Origin of the sequence: Pseudoxanthomonas sp. F37, assembly GCF_022965755.1 — a bacterium.
Classification (GTDB): Bacteria; Pseudomonadota; Gammaproteobacteria; order Xanthomonadales; family Xanthomonadaceae; genus Pseudoxanthomonas_A.
In genome coordinates, this window is sequence record NZ_CP095187.1 from 2742028 (window position 1) to 2758482 (window position 16455).

A 16455-nucleotide genomic window follows, 5' to 3' on the forward strand; every position below is an offset into this window, starting at 1 on the left:
CTCACGCGGCGCGCTGGCTGGCGGCCACGCTGCCCAGGATCAGCGCACCGGCGGCGAGCATCGCCAGCGTCACCGGCTCGCCGAGGAAGGCCCACGCGAATCCGGCCCCGAACAGCGGCACCAGGTAGGTCACCGTCGACGCGCGCGCCGGGCCGATGCGCTGGATCAACCGGTAATACAGCAGGAACGCATAGCCCGTGCAGACCACGCCGATGGCGATGGCGGCGCCCCACGCACCGGGTGCGATGCGGGCCGTCGGCCAATGCGTCGCCGCGAACGGCAGCACCAGCAGCGCCGCACAGCCGAGCGTGGCCGCGGCCGCGGCGGCGGGTGGAATGCCGGCCAGGTGCCTGCGCACCAGGTTGACGCCGACGCCATACAGCAATGCCGCCGTGGAACCGGCCACCACCGCGCCGCCCACGCTCAAGCCACCGGCCTTGCTGGTCGCCAGCACCACCACGCCGACGAAACCGACAAGCAGCGCGAACGAGCGGCGCGTGCCGATCTTCTGGCCGAAGAACAGGAAGCCCACCAGCGCGGCGAACAGCACGGTCATCGCGTTGCAGATCGCACCGATCGCGGCGGGCGACCGTTGCGCCGCCCACGCGAACAGCAGGAACGGAATGGCCGAATTGACCGCACCGATCATCGCAAGGCGCGGCCACATGCCGGCGCGGAAGTGCGCACGCTCGCGCCACAGGAACGGCAGCAGGACCAGCGCGCCCAGCGCCAGCCGCACTTCGACCAATGCGAACGGCCCGAACGGATTCGCCGCGATGCGCATGAAGAGGAACGAGCTGCCCCAGATCGCGCCCAGCGCCAGCAGTTCCAGCGGCGTGCGCCAGTCGCGCCCGGCCACTTGCGGGAGGGGGTCCACGGTTGTCGTCGCCTGTGCCATTGCCGCACCCTCATTCGTGTCGGCGCCCATTCTGGCCGAACCCGCGACCCGCACAAGCGCGTACCATGCGGGCAAGCCACAAATCCTGCTTGTGTCTGGAGCGACCATGAGCCTGCGCCCCGCCCTGCTGCCCGCCCTCGGCGTTTTCGCCGCCGCCGCACGCCACCAGAACTTCGCCCACGCGGCCGACGAACTGCACCTCACGGCGAGTGCCGTCAGCCACCACGTGCGCAAGCTGGAGGCGCTGTTGGGCGTGGTCCTGTTCCAGCGCCACGCGCGCGGGGTGAAGCTGACCCTGGAAGGCAGGCAACTGGCCGATGCCGCCAATGCGGCGCTGGGCGACATCGATGCCGTGGCCTCGCACCTGAAGCTGGCCGGCAAGACCACCACGCTGCGCATCACCACGCTGCATTCGCTCGCCTACTGCTGGCTGCTGCCGCGGCTGCCGCGCTTCTGCGCCCGCCACCCGCACATCCGCCTGCACGTGGACACCGGCATCGCACTGACCCGGTTCGACGACGAGGGGCCGGAGCTGGGCATCCGTCACGGGCCCGGGCACTGGGCGGGCCTGACCGCGCACCACCTGATGGACGATGAACTGTTCCCGGTCGCCTCGCCCGCCCTGCCCGGCATCGACGCCGTACTGGAACCCCGCCAGATCGCCCGGCTCCCTCTGGTGACGGACCTGGCGCTGCAGGGGTGGCGCGACTGGTTCCGCGCAGCGGGCGTGCGTGGCCTGCGCCTGCCGGCGATGCACAGCTTCAACGACAGCACCGATGCGATGCGTGCCGCGGTCTATGGCGTCGGCGCGGCGCTGGCACGCCGGCATGTCGCCCAGCCCTACCTGCAGCGCTACGAACTGGTGCGCCTGCCGGGCCCTGCGCTGAAGGCCCGCTTCGCGTACTACGCCGTGCACCCGGCACACAAACCCCCCAGCGCCGCGGCGCAGGCGTTCATCGACTGGCTGAAGGAAGAGGCGCGCGACGAGCGCACCCCGCTGCCACCGATGCCGGACGACTTTCTGGGGCGGCGCGGCGGTTGATCCCGCTCGCGATCCGTCAGGGCACGGCCTTCAGTGCCTGCACCACCATCGGCTTCAGCGCGCGGATCTGGGGGTCGCCGGACTGGTCGGCCTCCAGATGGAGACTCATCAGGAACGCCATCAGGTCGTGCCGGCGCGCCAGCCATGCGCTGTCGGCATACGCCTGCTCCGCAACGCCGAGCCGGGGTGGCAACGCAGCGAACCAGCGCGTCCACGCCGCCTCGTCCAGCAGCCCGCGTCTGGCGGCGTACAGCACCGGCCGCGCCAATCGCCCCGGCTCGCCGAAGACATAGGCATGCGCGTTTTCCGGTACCGCCTGTTCCGCCACGGCCTGCAGGAGCACTTCCACCTGCGCCCGGTCCACCTGTTCGTTGAGCACCAACTGAAGCAACCAGTCGGCCCCATGCGCGACGCCATGCCGCCACCCCTCTACCGCGTCGAAACCGCGATAGTCGCGGACCGACGCCAGGTAGGCAGCAGCGCGCGCGACCATGTCGGCGCGTTCCTCGGCCGACATCCAGGGGGCGATGCGGTCCGTGCGCGCCACCTCGGACAATACGAGGGCGGCGAAGGGCGGACCGAATCCCGCGGGGTCTTCTTGGCCGAGCATCGCATACAGGTGATCGCGCAGGGCGCGGCGCTGCTCCGCATCCAACTGGCCCGCGCGCAGCCAGGTGCTCAGGCCTTCGTAGGCCACACCATCGCGCAAGGCGGGATCGGGATGGGCCAGGCATGCCGGCAGCCCCGCCACCAGGGTGGCGCGCACGTGGTCGGTGACGGCGAATTTCTGCTCGCGCAGCAACTGCAGCGACGCCGGATCGGTGCCCTCGGGCGGACACGCCGCCTGCGCCGACCACGACAGAACCACGCCCGCCCACGCCAGCCATGCCCTTGAACGCATCGTCATCTCCTCGATCGTTGCCTCGCCCGTCCAGCGGACAGCCAGCGGCACCGCAGAGGACAGCGCAGACGAACTACCCCGTTCCCATGGTCAGGCGCTGGCGCCATCGAAAGGAATGACCTTCAATGCGGCAAGGTCCACATCGGGCAGGCAGCGCACGTTGACGGCGACCATCTGCGCACCAGTCTTGGGGTGCGCGGCCTCGCCATACGGCGCAATCCCGCAACGGGCACAGAAATGGTGCTGGATGTGGTGCTTGTTGAACGTGTAGGTCGACAGGTCCCCTTCGGGCGTCTTCAACACCAGCGCCTCGCGCGGGGCGAACCACAGCAGTCCGCCGCGCCGTCGGCACAGCGAGCAGTTGCAGTCGACGACCTCCGCGATGTCGCCCTCGACCTCGAAGGCGATGCGTCCGCAATGGCAGCTTCCCTCATGCTTCATGTCAGGTTCCTCCGGTGGACCGCCCAAGCGTATATCGAATGGCACGGGTACAGGCATGACCTTCGGCCTATTCTGTGCATTCCGCTTTCGCCGCACCGCAACAGGACTCCCATGCGCAAGACACTGCTCGCCGCCGCCCTGCTGGCCTCCATGACCGCCTGCCAGAAGGGCGAAGCTCCCACCGCCGCCCCGGCCTCCGGGACGGCGGCCGTCACGGCCGACACCGCCAAGGCCGATGCCGCCTTCGCCGACCTCTCCCGACGCGCCCTGGAGGGCTGGCTGCAGCTCTCGCCCGTCAGCGCCACCCAGATCGGCGAGCACAAGTACGACGGCGAGCTCGACGACCTGAGCGCGGCCGGCCGCCAGAAGGGCCTTGAGTTCAGCAGGAAGATCCTGGCCGAACTGGACGCCACCGATACCGCCGCGCTGTCGCGCGAGAACCAGGTGGACGCCGCCATCCTGCGCAACCAGCTGCAGTACGACATCTGGACCGCCGAAACCCTGCAGAGCTGGGCATGGGATCCGCAGGTCTACAACAACGTCGCCGGCGGCGCGATCTACGGCCTGATGGCGCGCGAGTTCGCACCCCTGCCGGAGCGCCTGAAGTCCGCCACCGCGCGCATGCAGAAGATCCCGGCACTGCTGGCGCAGGCGCGCGAGAACCTGGACCCGGCGCGCGTGCCCAAGGTGCACGCCGAAACCGTGGCCAGGCAGAACGCCGGCATCCTCAGCATCGTCGACACCTTCATCACCCCGAACCTCAAGGACCTGCCCGAGGCCGACCGCGCACAGGCGCAGGCCGCCATCGACGCGCTGAAGAAGGCCGTGGCCGAGCACCAGGCCTGGCTGGACAAGACGCTGGTGCCGAACGCGAAGGGCGATTTCCGCATCGGCCAGGCGCTGTACGACCAGAAGCTGCAGTTCGCCCTGCTCTCCTCGCTGTCGCGCGCCGACATCAAGCAGCGCGCCGAGGGCGAGCTCAAGCGCGTGCGCGAGGAGATGTACGGCATCGCCCGCACCGTGCTGAAGGACAAGCCAGGTGCGCCCGCCCTGCCCGAGACGCCCAGCGCCGACGAACAGCAGAAGGCCATCGAAGCCGCGCTGGAACTGGCCTATGCCGAGCGCCCCGCGCGCGACAAGGTGGTGCCGGATGCCGAAGCCGCACTGGCGCAGGCCACCGAGTTCGTCCGCAAGCACGATCTGGTCACCCTGCCGGACGCGCCGGTGGAAATCATCGAGATGCCCGAATTCCAGCGCGGCGTGGCGGTGGCCTACTGCGACTCGCCCGGCCCGCTGGACAAGCACCTGAAGACCTTCTACGCCGTCTCGCCGATCCCTGACGAGTGGGACCAGAAGCAGGTCGACTCGTTCCTGCGCGAATACAACAGCCGGATGATCCACCTGCTGAGCATCCACGAAGGCACGCCCGGCCATTACCTGGAAGGCTGGCACTCGGCCAAGTTCCCGTCGACCCTGCGCGCCGTGCTGCGCTCGGGCATGTTCGCCGAGGGCTGGGCGGTGTACACCGAGAAGATGATGGCCGACGCCGGCTACCTGGACAACGATCCTCTGTTCCGTCTGGTGCAGATGAAGTTCTACCTGCGCACGATCGCCAATGCGATCCTCGACCAGGGCGTGCAGGTGGATGGCTGGACGCGCGAGCAGGCGATGGACCTGATGGTGCGCCAGACCTTCCAGCAGGAGCGCGAGGCTGCCGGCAAGTGGACGCGCGCGCAGCTGACCTCGGCGCAGCTGCCGACGTACTTCGTGGGCGTGCAGGAGCACTTCGACATGCGCAAGGCCGCCGAAGCCAAGCTGGGCGCGCAGTTCAACCTGAAGGCCTACCACGACCAGGTGCTGTCGTACGGCGCGCCGCCGGTGCGCTTCGTCCGCCAGCTGATGCTGGACGAGCCGATCAACTAAGGTCGGCGGCACCGCGTCCTTGTAGGAGCGGGCCCTGCCCGCGATGCCTTTGCTTCATCGAACGAAGAGCATCGCGCCCAGGGGGCGCTCCTACAGACGCTGGGGTCTCCTCGCGCTCGCGCCGTTCGCGCCGGCACGGCTTTCGCCACGATCACGGCGTTCGCATCGGCACAGCGCCCTTGTAGGAGCGGGCCATGCCCGCGATGCCTTTGCTTCATCGATCGAAGAGCATCGCGCCCATGGGGCGCTCCTACAGAAGCGGGGGTCTCGTCGCGCTCGCGCCGTTAGCGTCGGCACGGCGCCCTTGTAGGAGCGGGCCATGCCCGCGATGCCTTTGCTTCATCGATCGAAGAGCATCGCGCCCATGGGGCGCTCCTACAGAAGCGGGGGTCTCCTCGCGCTCGCGCCGTTCGCATCGGCACGGCTTTCGCCACGATCACGCCGTTCGCGTCGGCACAACGCCCTTGTAGGAGCGGGCCATGCCCGCGATGCCTTTGCTTCATCGATCGAAGAGCATCGCGCCCAGGGGCGCTCCTACAGAAGCGGGGTTTTCGCCGCGATCACGCCGTTCGCGTCGGCATAGATCCAGTCGCCCGGCACGAGCGACAGGCCGGCGAACGCCACCGGCATGTCCACCTCGCCCAAGCCGCGCTTCTCGGTCTTCATCGGGTGCGAGGCCAGCGCCTGCACGCCGAGCGGCAGCGCCGCCAGCGCGTCGACATCGCGCACGCAGCCGAAGACCAGGAAGCCGGACCATCCGTTCTTCACGGCATTGGCGGCGATCTGGTCGCCCAGCAGCGCACGCCGCAGCGAGCCACCGCCATCGACCACCATCACCCGGCCCTGGCCTGGCGTGGCGGCCAGTTCGCGCACGCGCGAGTTGTCCTCGAAGCACTTCACCGTCACCGCCGGCCCGGCGAAGGCGACGCGCCCGCCGTAGCTGCGGAACACGGGTTCGGCCACCAGCACCTCGGGGTGCTGGTCGCACAGGTCGGGCGTGGTCCAGGACATGGGCTCTCCGAGGGCGCGGGTTGACCGCATGGTAACGCGGACGCGACGCACAGCGGGCTATGCTTCGCGCATGGACGACCTCTTCGCTTCTCCCCCACCCAACGCCAGCGACGGGATCCGCGTCGGCATCGGCGGCTGGACGTTCGCGCCGTGGCGCAACAACTTCTACCCGGCCGGCCTGGTGCAACGGCGCGAGCTGGAATACGCCAGCCGCCACCTGACCGCCATCGAGATCAACGGCACCTACTACGGCGCGCAGAAGCCGGCGACCTACGCCAGCTGGCGGGACCAGACCCCGGACGGGTTCATGTTCTCCGCGAAGGCACCGAAGCGGATCATGCAGTCGCGCTCGCTGGCATCCACGCGCGCCCAGGTCGAGGATTTCGTCGGCGGCATCGCCGAGCTCGGCCCTAAACTGGGCCCGCTGGTCTGGCAGTTCGAGGCGGGCCGGCGGGTCGATGGGGAAGAACTGGAGGCCTTCCTGACGTTGCTGCCACGCGACACCGGGGGCCGGCCGCTGCGGCATGCGCTGGAGGTCCGCGACCCGGCCGCTGTCGACGCGGACTTCATCGAACTCGCGCGTCGCCACCAGGTCGCCACGGTCTACACCGATTCCACCGAACACCCTTCCTTCGCCGACCTCACCGCGGATTTCGTCTACGCACGCCTGATGCGCTCACAGCCGATCGAGACCGGATATCCGCCACAGGAGCTGGCGCAATGGGCCGACCGCGCACGCGCGTGGGCGCGCGGCGAAGACATCGCCGGGCTGCCGCACGTGGGCGAGCCGGCGCCGGCCCTGCCCCGGCGCGACGTGTTCGTGTACTTCATCAGCAGCGCGAAGGAACGCAACCCCGCGGCGGCGATGGAGCTCATCCGCCGCCTGTAGCAACGCCCATGGGATGGAACTCATACGCCGCCCGTAGGCGCGCCCCATGGGATGGATCTCGTACGCCGCCCGTAGGAGCGCCCCATAAGCGCGATGCTTTTGACGGAACAGGCAACATGGGCAGGAGCATCGCGCCCATGGAGCGCGCCTACATAGGCGTGTTCAAGGGCCGCCTGAGCCACCGCAGCGCCACGCCGATACCGACCAGACAGGTGAACGCCACGTAGTGCGCAGGCGCCAACGGGCCCCATGCGTTCGACAGCCAGGCGATCATCGGCGGCGTCAGGCCGCCGAATACGGCGTAGGCCATGTTGTACGAGAACGACAGCCCCGAGAACCTGACCTCGGGCGGGAACGCGGCCACCATCAGCGCCGGCGTCACCCCGACTACCCCGCAGCAGAAGCCTGCCAGGGTGTACCACGCCACGAACTGCGCCTCATGGCCCGCCGCGAGGGCGGCGTACAGCGCGTAGGCGGCAGCGCCCAGCCCCAGCGAACCCGCCAACAGCGCACGACCCACGCCGAACCTGTCCACCGCCCACCCCGCCGCCAGGCAACCGAACACCAGCGCCAGCGTCGCCAGGCTGTTGCCGCGGAAAGCCTTGGCCGCGTCGATACCGAAACTGGTCTGCACCAGGGTCGGCGTCAGCAACACGACCACCACTATCGCCGCGGTCAGCTGCCACGACGCCAGCATCGACAGGATCACCGCCGGCCGGTGCGCGGCCAGCACCTGCTTCACCGGCAGCCGGCGCGAGAGCCGTTTCCGCTCACGCATCTCGACGAACACCGGCGTCTCCTCCAGCCAGCGCCGCAGCCACACGGCGATGAAGCCGAATACACCACCCAGCAGGAACGGCACGCGCCACACCCAGGCCTGCACCTCCGCGGCGCTGTAGTGGGCATTGATCCATGCGGCCAGAAGCGAACCGATCAGGATGCCGGCGGTCAGTCCCGCGGTCAGCGTGGCGCAGGCGATGCCCACGCGGCTGCGCGGCACGTGTTCGGCGACGAACACCCAGGCTCCCGGCACTTCGCCACCGACCGCAACGCCCTGCACCATCCGCATCGCCAGCAACAGCAGCGGCGCGAGTGCGCCGACCTGCGCATGCGTCGGCAGCAGGCCGATCAGCAGCGTGGGCACCGACATCAGGAACACGCTGAGCGTGAACATGCGCTTGCGTCCAAGCCTGTCGCCGAAATGCGCCATCACGATGCCGCCCAGCGGACGCGCCACATAGCCGGCGGCGAAGATGCCGTAGACCTGCAGCTGCGCCAGCCATGGCGCCGTGCCGGGCGGAAAGAACAGGGCGCCGAGTACCTTGGCGAAGAACACGAAGACGACGAAGTCGTAGAACTCCAGCGCACCTCCCAGCGCCGACAGGCCGAGCGTCTTCGCATCGCGGCGGTCGAAGGGTCGCGGGATCGGCTGCGATGCGTCGGCGGCGGTCATGCTGAAGTCCTGAGTGTCGACACGGGCGTGGCGCGCGAACATGGCATGCCGCACGGGGCGCGTCCAGCGCCCTGGTCTACTGTAGGAGCGATGTCAGTCGCGACCGTACACCGGGCCCGCCAGGGCAGCCGGCGACTCTAGGCGCTGTAAGCGGCAAAGCCTTTCGTGACCGGTAGGTTCGCGGTCGCGACTGACATCGCTCCTACAGGGGACTTCTACGCCGACCAAGGACACGGTCCAGCCCCACGACAACCCATCCCAGCGCGACGAAGATACCCATCACACCCAGCGCGTTGACACCGACCCGCGCCCAGCCCAGCTGGCGCACGTCGATGAAGGGGTACGGGTACTCGCCCACCCACGCGCCGCGCAGGAACACCCAGACGACGTAACCCAGCGGGAACAGCAGCCACCCCGCGACGTCGCGCCAGCGCAGCGTTCCATGCGGTGTGCAGACCAGCCACCACGCCCCATACACCAGCGGCACCGCATAGTGCAGGCCGGTATCGGCCCACCATTGCGCGCCCTGCGGCTGCCACAGGTGGCGCAGGATGACGAAATAGATGCTGCCGGTGACGCCGATGTAGAGCGCGACTGCGCCGCGCACGCGGGCCTGCGCGAAGCATCCCGGCCACCCCGCCGCTGCCGTGCACGCGACCAGCATCACCGCGATGTTGCTGAGGATGGTGAAGTAGCTGAAGAACCGCACGGTGCCCAGCATCATGCCGACGTTGTCGCGGGTCAGCTGCAGGATCAGCACGTACTGCAGGACCAGCGCGGCCAGCGACAGCAGGCCCACGAGTGCGGCGCAGACGCGGGATGGGACGGCACGCGGTGCGGGCGGCATTGGACATCCTCGGTCCCCGGTCCTGCCAGCTTGCCACGGCCGGACGCCGGTCGGGAGGGGTCCGGTCGCCAGCCACGCAGCGCTTCGGCGACAATGCGCGCATGTCCATGACTCCCACCGCCAAGGCCCAGCTGCAGATCCACCTGTGCGTGCTGCTGTGGGGCTTCACCCCCATCCTGGGCAAGCTGATCAGCCTGTCCGCGTTGCCGCTGGTGTGGTGGCGCATGCTGATCGTGGTCGCCGCGCTGGCGCTGCTGCCACGCGTCTGGCGCGGCCTGCGCGCGATGCCGGTGAAACTGGTGCTGGCGTACTGCGGCATCGGCCTGATCGTCGCCCTGCACTGGCTGACCTTCTACGGCGCCATCAAGCTGTCCAATGCCTCGGTCGCGGTGACCTGCATCGCCCTGGCGCCGGCGTTCACTTCGGTGATCGAGCCCTGGCTGACGCGCCGTCCGTTCTCGTGGCGGGAGTTGCTGTTCGGCATCGCGGTGTTGCCCGGCGTGGCGCTGGTGGTGGGCGGCATTCCCGACGGCATGCGGCTGGGCGTGCTGGTCGGCGCGCTGTCGGCGTTGCTGGTGGCGCTGTTCGGCCCGCTCAACAAGCGCCTGATCGACCATGGCGAGCCGCTGACCATCACCGGCCTGGAACTGGGCGCCGGCACCCTGCTGCTGACCGCGCTGGCGCCGCTGATGCCGGTGCTGTTCCCGGCCTTCGCCGGCGACCTGTTCGTGCTGCCGGGGTTGAAGGACGGCGTGCTGCTGGTCGTGCTGTCGCTGGCCTGCACGCTGCTGCCGTTCGCCCTGTCGCTGGTGGCGCTGAAGCACCTGAGCGCTTACGGCGTGCAGCTGGTCACCAATCTGGAGCCCGTCTACGCCATCGTGCTGGCCATCGTGCTGCTGGGCGAGCAGCGGGAGCTCACGCCGCTGTTCTACCTGGGCGTTGGCATCATCCTGGCGGCGGTGTTCCTGCATCCGCTGACGCAGCGCCCGAAACGCATCGAGCATCCGGAAGTGCTGGGCACATCGGAAGCCAAGAACATCGTCGAATGAAGAACCTGCGTTCCCCCACCCTGGCCTTCGGCGCGGCCCTCCTCGCGCTGGCGATGGCGCCCGCCGCCTCGGCGGCCACGCCGGTATACCGCGAGATCAAGGACTGCGTGGTGGCCTGCGACAATACCGCACGCTGCGAAGCGATCGGCATGCAAGATGCGTATCCGCAGCTCATCCTGCGGCTGGTGGTCGACGCGGGTCCCGCGGGCGAACCGGTGCTTTCGCTGGAATCGGAAACGCCGGTAGCCGCACGCGACCTGCGCCTGGACGGTCAGCCGTTCGCCGCCGCGGCCCTGCTGCGGCCTGCAACGAGCACCGAGGACGGGGTGCAGTCCATCGGGCGCGATGCTGCGCAGGTGCGCGCCTTCCTCGATGCGGTCCGCAATGGCACGCAGTTGCGTGCAGGCATGGACGAGGACGCTCCCACGGCGTCGCTCGCCGGCCTGTCCGCGGCCCTGCTGCTGATCGACGAAACCCAGGGAAGGCTGGGCACCATGACCGCCCTGCTCAGGCGCGGTCCGCTGCCGGCCGCGCGCGTGCCTGCGGCGCCTGCCGCGCCGCCGCCGACCCGCGCCGTGGTGGCGGCACCGCTGGACGAAGCCCAGGCACGCCGCCTGGTGGCGCGGGTGCGCCTGCAGGCGGCGGATGAAACACGGCGCGAGGACTGCTTCGTCGAATCCGGCACCGCCTACGACGAAGCGCACGCCCTGGACGAGGATGAGGCGCTGGTCGCGCTGGAGTGCTGGCGCGGCGCCTACCAGTCCTCCAGCCTGCTGTTCCGCGTGCGCCGCGATGGCACCGGCGCGCCGCGCCGCATCCGCTTGACGGTACCCGTGCAGGACGAGGGCGCGCCGCGGGTGATCGAGGCGTTCACCAGCGTCGGGTTCGGACAGGGCCAGCTGTCGCACTTCGCCAAGGGGCGTGGGCTTGCCGACTGTGGCGAAAGCGCTGCCTGGGCATTCGACGGCCAGGACTTCCGCCTGCAGCGCTACAACAGCCTGGGGCGGTGCCGCGGCGGAAACCCCGGCGACTGGCCCATCCTGTGGCGTACCCGCGGCGATTGAGCCGCGCCGATCAGCGCGCGACGACCACCGGCACCGGACTGGTCGCGATGACCTTCAGCGCCACCGAGCCGACCAGCAGCTGCTTCAGCGCGCCCCGGCCGTGCGTACCCATCACGATCAGTTCCGCCTTGCCCGACTTGGCCTGCTTGACGATGCTTTCGGCCGGCTCGCCCACCACGACCTTTTCGGCGAACGGGATCTGCGCGCGTTTCAGCACCGTGCGCGCCTTCTTCATGGCATAGGCGCCGTTCTCGGCGTGGTAGCGCTCCACGCCATCGCTGCCCAGTTCCAGCGCCACCGAGCGCAGCAACGGCGGATCGACGTACAGCAGGGTCACGGCCGGCGTTTGCGCCAGCGACTTGCTGAGTTCCACCAGATGGCGGACCGCAGCCAGACCGATCTCGCTTCCATCCACCGCCAACAGGATCTTCATCGTCGTGCTTCCCGTGCATGGCGGCCGCCCGATGCGCCGCCCATGTGAACAGCATGCGTCAATGCGCCGCAGCGCGCATTGATCGCGATCAACTCAGTCCGCGGCGGCCACCCGGTCGCGCCCGCTGCGCTTGGCCTCGTACAGGGCCTGGTCGGCACGGCGGAACAGGGCCTCCGCGGTGTCCCCGCGCCGGTGCGACGCCACGCCGATGCTGACCGAGACCGGCAGGCCGATCGGCAGCAGGCCCACGCTCTGGCGCATGAACTCGCACTGCAGGCGGGCTTCCTCCCGCGTGGCGCCGGGCATCAGGATGACGAACTCCTCCCCGCCGTGGCGCGCGGCCAGACCGCGCCCCGCCGCCTGCGACCTCAGCATGTCGGCCAGCGCCACCAGCACCCGGTCGCCTTCGTCGTGTCCGTGGACGTCGTTGATCGTCTTGAAGTGGTCCACGTCCAGCACTGCGACCGCGAGCGGTCCCCCGGTCCCGGCGATTCTCGTCATCGCACTCTCCAGCGCGGCGGCGAACGCCCGGCGGTTGGGCAGCCCGGTCAGCGGATCGGTCCGGGTCTGCTCGGACAGGTCGGCGTTCTGCTGTTCCAACTGTTCCTGGTAGAGCCGCATCTGCTGCTCGTACCAGGCGCGTTCGCGCAGCTGGTGCCCCAGCTCGCGGCTGACGCGACGCAGTTCGAGCAATTGGGTGACCTGGCGCGACAACGCCTCCAGCGCCTCGCGCTGGAACGGCGCGAGGTCGCGCGGCTGGTCGTCGACCACGCACAATGCCCCCAGCGCAAAGCCGTCGCGCGTGAGCAGGGGAGCCCCGGCATAGAAGCGGATTCCGTTGTCCGCGGTGACCAGGGGGTTGTCGGCGAAGCGTACGTCGCGGGTGGCGTCGGGCACCACCAGGGTGGCATCCGGCGTCAGGATCGCATGGGCGCAGAACGACGATTCGCGCGACGGATCGGGGTGCTCGATCCCCACCTGCGCCTTGAACCACTGGCGGTCGCGATCGATCAGCGTGACCGCCGCCATCGGCACGCCGCAGATGCCGGCCGCGATGCGGACCAGATCGTCGAAGCCCTGCTGCGGCGCGCTGTCCAGGATGTCGAAGCTGCGCAGGGCCGCCAGGCGTGCTTCTTCGTTGTCGGGCTTGGGCGGTGGGCTCATGCCAACGGCAGCAGGACGGGATGCGCGCAGTATGCCGCCATCCCGCCCCGCAGGCGCACGCCGCGCCGCGACCCCGGTCACGCTATCGCGTCACCAGCTTTCCTGCTGCGGCAGCAGGCCGCGCAGTTCCTGGTCGGTGAGGTTGCGCCAGCGGCCCAGCTTCAGGTCGCCCAGCTTCACGTTGTCTATGCGTACGCGCCGCAGCTGGGTGACGCGGTAGTCGAACGCCGCGGCCATCAGGCGGATCTGCCGGTTCAGGCCCTGGGTCAGGGTGATGCGGAAGCCGAACTTGGCGATGCGGCTGGTCCTGCACGGCAGCGTCATCTGCCCGTGCACGCGCACGCCGCGCGCCATCCCACGCAGGAATTCGTCGGTGACGGGCTTGTTCACCGCCACCAGGTATTCCTTCTCGTGGCGGTTCTCGGCGCGCAGGATCTGGTTGACGATGTCGCCATTGCTGGTCAGCAGGATCAGGCCTTCCGAATCCTTGTCCAGCCGCCCGATCGGGAAGATGCGCTGCTCGTGGCCGATGAAGTCGACGATGTTGTCCTTCACCGAGGACTCGGTGGTGCAGGTGATGCCGACGGGTTTGTTCAGGGCGATGTACACATGCCGGCGCTTGCCGGCCTTCACCGCGCGCATCTTCAGTGGCTGGCCGTCGACCAGGACCTCGTCGCCCTCGCCCACCACCGCGCCGGTGCCGGCGATCGTGCCGTTGACGGTGACGCGCCGCTCGGCCAGCAGGCGGTCGGCTTCGCGGCGTGAGCAGAAGCCGGTTTCGGCGATGAACTTGTTCAGGCGGGTGGTCATGCCGCCATTATCCGGCATCGCCGCGGCGCCGTGGCCGTGGCCGTGGCCGTGGCCGTGGCCGGCATCAGACCGGGCCGGTGCAGGCGCTGTCCCACGCGCCGACCAGTTCGTCCAGTGGGCATGGTACATGCACCGCGTAGCCCTGCACGCAGCCGATACCCACCTCGCGCAGCTGGGCCATCACCCCTTCGCTCTCCACCCACTCGGCGATGGTGACCTTGCCCAGTGCCTGCCCCATCTGGCTCATCGAACGCACCAGCGCCAGGTCCGATCCGCCGTGTGCCAGGTCGCGGACGAACGCGCCATCGATCTTCAGGATGTCCACCGGCAGCCGCTTCAGATAAGCGAACGAGGACAGGCCGCTGCCGAAATCATCCAGCGCGATCCGGCACCCGCGGACCCGCATGGCCTCGATGAAGCGGCAGGCGTCGTCGAGGTTGGCGATCACCGCGGTTTCGGTGATCTCGAAGCACAGCCGTGCCGCCACGCCGGGATGGCGGTCCAGCAGCGCGCCTGCATACTCCAGGAAGGCCGGGTCCGCGACGGATTGGGCGGAGACGTTGACGTGGCAGAGCTCCACGCTGGTCGGCCGGCCCGGATTGCGCGAGAAATGCCGGCACACGGCCATCAGGACGAAACGGTCGACCGCCATGCCCTGGCCGTAACGTTCCATGGCCGGCAGGAACACGCCCGGCGCATGCAGTCCCCCCTCGCGGTCGCGCAGGCGGACCAGCACCTCGTACTGCAGGTGCGGCGGACCCTCGAGCGGCACGATCCGTTGCGCGTACAGCACCAGCCGGTCTTCGGCGATCGCCAGCTGCGTGTGCGCCACCCATTCCAGGTCTTGGCGGCGACGCGCCAGGCCGGGGTCCGCATCGCGGTAGCAGCGGATGCGGTTGCGTCCCTCGTCCTTGGCCACGTAGCACGCGGCATCGGCCGCCCTCAGCAGCCCGTCGGCATCGATCGCCTGGTCGTTGATCTCGACAACGCCGACGCAGCAGTTCAGGCCGAACCCGCGCCCGTTCCACCGGAATGCCTGTTCGGCCAATGCCGCATGCACGCGCACCATCGCGGTTTCCGCTTCGTCCAGCGTGGTGTCGTGCAGCAGCACGGCGAATTCGTCGCCCCCCAACCGGCCCAGCCAGTCCCCGCGGCGCAGCTGCGCCGCCAGGCGGGCGGCGAAATGGCACAGGTAACGGTCGCCGGCCTCGTGACCGCAGGTGTCGTTGACCAGCTTGAACTGGTCCAGGTCGACGAAGCACAGCGCATGCCGCTGGCCGCCGCCTCGTGCGGTTTCCAGCGCGCCGTCCAGCCTGCGCGCGATCTCGCGGCGGTTGATCAGGCCGGTGAGCTCATCATGGCTGGCCTGGTGGGCGATCTCGCAGGCCAGTTCGTGCGCTTCCGATACGTCCTCGGCCAGCGCGAACAGCTGCTCGCCGCGTCCACCGCGCGCGCCGACCAGCGAGGCGCTCCAGCGCACCCAGCGCACCGTGCCATCGCGGCGCAGCAGGCGGCGTTCGCCCGGTTCCTGCAACCGCACCCAGTCGATGGCGCCGCGCTCGTCCACGGGCAGGTCGTCAGCGTGGAGCACATCGGCCAGACGCTGCGTCCGCAGCTCAGGCAGCGACATGCCGAGGATCCGCGCCAGCGCTTCGTTGGCCTGGGTGAAGCGTCCATGGCGATCCAGCTTGAGCATGCCGACCATCGACTGGTGGAAGGCCAGACGGAACTCGCTTTCCGTGTCGCGCACGCGCCTCAGGGTGCTGCGCATCACATGCAGGGCGTAAGCACACAGCAGGACGAAGGCTGCCGCACTGAGCGCCAGCAGCATGCGCCGCAGGAAGTGCGCGCCCTCGGCCAGCGAGCGCGAGAAGGCCAGTTCCTTCGGCCGCAGGCGCGCATCGATGGCGGTGAGCTGCCGCTTGTAGGCGAGCACGCTGGCCTCATCGGGCACGCGCCGCGCCCGATGGGCTTCCAGCGTATCGGCCAGCACGACCAACTGGTCGATCTCGGCCTCGGCCTCCCGCCACAGGCGCACCGATTCGCGGAAGTACGGGGCATCGTGCAGCAGGCGGTACATCCAGACCAGGCGCTCGATGTCCTGCGGCGCATTGCCGCCCTGCAGGAATCCCGCGCGCGCCATCGCGAGGTCCACCGGCTGGCGCTCCAGGGCCTGGCGGCCGGCCCGGTCGCCCAGCGGAACGCGCAGCGCCGCCCGTGCGTCGGCCAGGTCCGCCGGGTCGCCGTGGCCGGCATAGCGGTAAAGGCTGTGCACGGCACGCTGTTGCGCCTTGGACCAGTGGCCCTCGCCCACGATGTAGGCCGTAGCGCCCGCCTGCGTCTCCAATATCGCGGCGATCAGCAGTGCCCCCAGCGCCGACAGGGCGATGAGCGCCGCCACGCGGGCCGGCAGCCTCCGCAGGCTGCGGTCGTCCGGCGGTTGCCCGGCTGCGTCGGTCGTGGCGGCGTCCGTATGCGTCACAAATGGCTCCTGTCGGTCCCTGCGGAGGCCAGGCCTCCGCAGGGCTCC

The 16455-nt window shown here is 69.6% G+C and carries 15 protein-coding genes; 5 read left to right on the top strand and 10 right to left on the bottom strand.

The window, feature by feature from the left end:
* Position 1: 1 nt before the first annotated feature.
* A complete protein-coding gene (locus MUU77_RS12935; RefSeq protein ID WP_245087562.1) occupies positions 2–898 on the bottom strand; it encodes a DMT family transporter in 897 nt (298 codons plus the stop codon).
* A 106-nt stretch (positions 899–1004) separates the two neighbouring features.
* Between MUU77_RS12935 and MUU77_RS12940 the strand changes: the two genes are divergently transcribed.
* On the top strand, positions 1005–1940 hold the full coding sequence (locus MUU77_RS12940) for a LysR substrate-binding domain-containing protein (protein WP_245087565.1): 936 nt from the start codon (positions 1005–1007) through the stop codon (positions 1938–1940).
* Positions 1941–1956: 16 nt separating this feature from the next.
* Here the strand turns inward: MUU77_RS12940 and MUU77_RS12945 are convergent, their stop codons facing one another.
* Both MUU77_RS12945 and MUU77_RS12950 read right to left on the bottom strand, forming a co-directional pair.
* The gene (locus tag MUU77_RS12945) at positions 1957–2841 is read right to left on the bottom strand and encodes a DUF2785 domain-containing protein (protein WP_245087569.1); all 885 of its coding nucleotides are present in this window, start codon (positions 2839–2841) and stop codon (positions 1957–1959) included.
* Positions 2842–2931: 90 nt separating this feature from the next.
* Positions 2932–3282: a GFA family protein gene (locus MUU77_RS12950; protein ID WP_245087572.1), complete on the bottom strand. Its 351-nt coding sequence runs from the start codon at positions 3280–3282 to the stop codon at positions 2932–2934.
* 111 nt (positions 3283–3393) lie between these two features.
* Here MUU77_RS12950 and MUU77_RS12955 point away from each other — a divergent pair, with 111 nt between their 5' ends.
* A complete protein-coding gene (locus tag MUU77_RS12955; RefSeq protein ID WP_245087575.1) occupies positions 3394–5205 on the top strand; it encodes a DUF885 domain-containing protein in 1812 nt (603 codons plus the stop codon).
* Between the two features lie 534 nt (positions 5206–5739).
* On the opposite strand, the gene rraA is transcribed toward MUU77_RS12955, so the two are convergent.
* A complete protein-coding gene (gene rraA / locus MUU77_RS12960) occupies positions 5740–6216 on the bottom strand; it encodes a ribonuclease E activity regulator RraA (protein WP_245087578.1) in 477 nt (158 codons plus the stop codon).
* A 70-nt stretch (positions 6217–6286) separates the two neighbouring features.
* Here rraA and MUU77_RS12965 point away from each other — a divergent pair, with 70 nt between their 5' ends.
* Positions 6287–7105 (top strand): DUF72 domain-containing protein, encoded by an 819-nt coding sequence (locus MUU77_RS12965; RefSeq protein ID WP_245087581.1) that lies wholly within the window; start codon positions 6287–6289, stop codon positions 7103–7105.
* Positions 7106–7253: 148 nt separating this feature from the next.
* Here the strand turns inward: MUU77_RS12965 and MUU77_RS12970 are convergent, their stop codons facing one another.
* Entirely contained in the window at positions 7254–8558 is a 1305-nt protein-coding gene (locus MUU77_RS12970) for an MFS transporter (RefSeq protein WP_245087584.1), read from the bottom strand.
* Positions 8559–8760: 202 nt separating this feature from the next.
* Complete coding sequence (locus tag MUU77_RS12975) at positions 8761–9405, bottom strand: Pr6Pr family membrane protein (RefSeq protein ID WP_245087587.1); 645 nt, start codon at positions 9403–9405, stop codon at positions 8761–8763.
* 101 nt (positions 9406–9506) lie between these two features.
* On the opposite strand from MUU77_RS12975, the gene MUU77_RS12980 reads away from it, so the two are divergent.
* Both MUU77_RS12980 and MUU77_RS12985 read left to right on the top strand, forming a co-directional pair.
* Entirely contained in the window at positions 9507–10454 is a 948-nt protein-coding gene (locus tag MUU77_RS12980) for a DMT family transporter (protein ID WP_245087589.1), read from the top strand.
* Positions 10451–11518 carry a DUF1176 domain-containing protein gene (locus MUU77_RS12985; RefSeq protein ID WP_245087592.1) on the top strand — a complete coding sequence of 356 codons (1068 nt, stop codon included), beginning with the start codon at positions 10451–10453 and terminating at the stop codon, positions 11516–11518. The genes MUU77_RS12980 and MUU77_RS12985 overlap by 4 nt, the downstream gene beginning before the upstream one ends.
* Before the next feature lie 10 nt (positions 11519–11528).
* On the opposite strand, the gene MUU77_RS12990 is transcribed toward MUU77_RS12985, so the two are convergent.
* The 4 genes from MUU77_RS12990 to MUU77_RS13005 form a co-directional block, all read right to left on the bottom strand.
* Entirely contained in the window at positions 11529–11951 is a 423-nt protein-coding gene (locus MUU77_RS12990) for a universal stress protein (protein WP_245087594.1), read from the bottom strand.
* 93 nt (positions 11952–12044) lie between these two features.
* The gene (locus MUU77_RS12995) at positions 12045–13115 is read right to left on the bottom strand and encodes a sensor domain-containing diguanylate cyclase (protein WP_245087597.1); all 1071 of its coding nucleotides are present in this window, start codon (positions 13113–13115) and stop codon (positions 12045–12047) included.
* Between the two features lie 90 nt (positions 13116–13205).
* Entirely contained in the window at positions 13206–13925 is a 720-nt protein-coding gene (locus tag MUU77_RS13000; protein ID WP_245087600.1) for a pseudouridine synthase, read from the bottom strand.
* A gap of 64 nt (positions 13926–13989) precedes the next feature.
* Positions 13990–16407, bottom strand: a complete 2418-nt coding sequence (locus MUU77_RS13005; RefSeq protein ID WP_245087603.1) for an EAL domain-containing protein — start codon at positions 16405–16407, stop codon at positions 13990–13992.
* Positions 16408–16455 lie beyond the last annotated feature (48 nt).